The organism is Brucella daejeonensis (assembly GCF_014199265.1).
Classification (GTDB): Bacteria; Pseudomonadota; Alphaproteobacteria; order Rhizobiales; family Rhizobiaceae; genus Brucella; species Brucella daejeonensis.
In genome coordinates, this window is sequence record NZ_JACIJG010000050.1 from 1 (window position 1) to 1,504 (window position 1,504).

Sequence of the window (1,504 nt, forward strand, 5' to 3'; positions counted from 1 at the left end):
GAGGCCGAAGAACGATATCACGCCATGCTGGACGCGCCACCCATGGCCGCATAACTTAAACCAAACGGTCTCCGGCAAACCCGGCGCGGTTCACTTGCGTTGCAGTACGGAGGAATTAGTGCACGTTCGGCTTGGCATATACTTTGTGAAAAGGGGCCCTTCAAAACAGTTGATAAGGCGCTTTTCAGCCAATTGTTGCGCTGTATGGGGTCGCCCGACAACCGCTTAATTGAGCAGTCTCCCGATGGTTTGCTCATGGTGGGTGAAGAGGGAGAGAAAGTCACTGAATCGTATGAATTCTACCCGGTATTCGCAACAGAGCGAGAGTATCGCATTCTTCATGATAGCCGCGTTCTGGGTAGTTATCCTCTAACCTCTGTCTTGAAGCCTGGGGAGACGCTGATTTTCTCTGGAAGACGTTGGTCGGTTATAGCCGTGGACGATGGTGCACGCATCGTTCAGGTGAAGCCATCAAAAGGAGCGCAGTTGCCTCGGTTTGACGGCAAGGGTGGTGACATTCACGATATAATCGTCGCCCGGATGCGTGAGGTATTGGAGAGTACCGGTGTCTACCCTTATCTGGACACAACTGCACAAGAAATGCTTCAAAGTGCTCGTTCAGCCTATATAGAAATGGGGCTGACAGACAATGCGATAATCTCCTTCGGTGAAGGAGTGATCTTGTTTCCTTGGGTGGGTACTAAAAACCTTACCACCCTGTCGCTGGCCTTCTCATCCCGAGATTACAAGTCAGCAGTATTTTCTCACGCGATAGAGATCGGAGACTGTTCCATTGAAGGCGTTCAGAGCTTGCTTGATAGGCTAGCGGTCGGCGATACGCCAAGCAATGGTGCAATGATGAAGGGAGTATCTCATCCAAACATCGCTAAATTCGATCACTATTTGGATTGGTCTTTGATGACAGCGGTCACTTTAAAGGAACGAGTGAATTTGGATCAGCTTCCGCAATTGGCTGGAAAACTACTCATGCCTACAATAGCACCAGGCGGATAGACGTCATCTCAGTATTGAAAATGGGAGCCATGCATGTCTGCGGGGCAATAGCTAATGCATTAATGGTAGCCTATTCATCAGTAAGGCAACCTTTAATAAGCCTGTACCTGCGCAAGCGATATATCTGCATCAAGAATTATCTATGCGCCTCCTTCGTAAGCATTGAGGTCTTGGGATAAGTCCCTGTGATCATGATTAGGCGACCGAAGCAGCGTAAGCCTGCGGTCTTCACCGTAGGCTTACCACGCTCATGGGCGTCTTCGTGAATTTTCTCTAAGAGAATTTTCAATAATTCCGAACAACCATGGATGTCGCCAATTGCGTATGTGACGCGGGGGGTAGCCAATTGGCGATCCTTATTAAAAATAGACCGGCACCACCGGGCTGGGTCAAAAGTAACCGCCCGATTGTTACCGTGGGGAATATGTCTTGACACGTTCGACGACTTCCTGGTCGTCGACAAAGCATTCGAGGAATTCTTGCCATTTTT

General features: G+C 49.3%; 1 protein-coding gene. It reads left to right on the plus strand.

What is annotated here, in order from left to right; translation table 11 throughout:
- Positions 1 to 204 precede the first annotated feature (204 nt).
- On the plus strand, positions 205 to 1,014 hold the full coding sequence (locus FHS76_RS22395; RefSeq protein ID WP_183658534.1) for a hypothetical protein: 810 nt from the start codon (positions 205 to 207) through the stop codon (positions 1,012 to 1,014).
- Positions 1,015 to 1,504: the final 490 nt, after the last annotated feature.